The organism is Aeromonas sp. ZOR0001, from assembly GCF_000801015.1.
Classification (GTDB): Bacteria; Pseudomonadota; Gammaproteobacteria; order Enterobacterales; family Aeromonadaceae; genus Aeromonas; species Aeromonas veronii.
Genome location: NZ_JRJY01000140.1, coordinates 1 through 239 on the forward strand (window position 1 = coordinate 1; position 239 = coordinate 239).

The 239-nt window shown below is 53.6% G+C and carries 2 tRNA genes; both read left to right on the plus strand.

Annotated features, from left to right (window positions below):
* Window positions 1-66 precede the first annotated feature (66 nt).
* A tRNA-Ile gene (locus tag L972_RS17110) sits at window positions 67-143 on the plus strand.
* A 16-nt stretch (window positions 144-159) separates the two neighbouring features.
* Window positions 160-235 (plus strand) — tRNA-Ala (locus L972_RS17115).
* Window positions 236-239 lie beyond the last annotated feature (4 nt).

Consider the following 239-nt stretch of genomic DNA (forward strand, 5'->3'; position numbering starts at 1 on the left):
GATGTCGAAGTTGTTGAGTGTTCACACAGATTGCCTTGATTCAAGTTTAGAGACAGTACACGAAGTGGGTCTGTAGCTCAGGTGGTTAGAGCGCACCCCTGATAAGGGTGAGGTCGGTGGTTCGAGTCCACTCAGACCCACCACTTCGTTCCCGATTATGGGGCTATAGCTCAGCTGGGAGAGCGCCTGCTTTGCACGCAGGAGGTCTGCGGTTCGATCCCGCATAGCTCCACCATAAT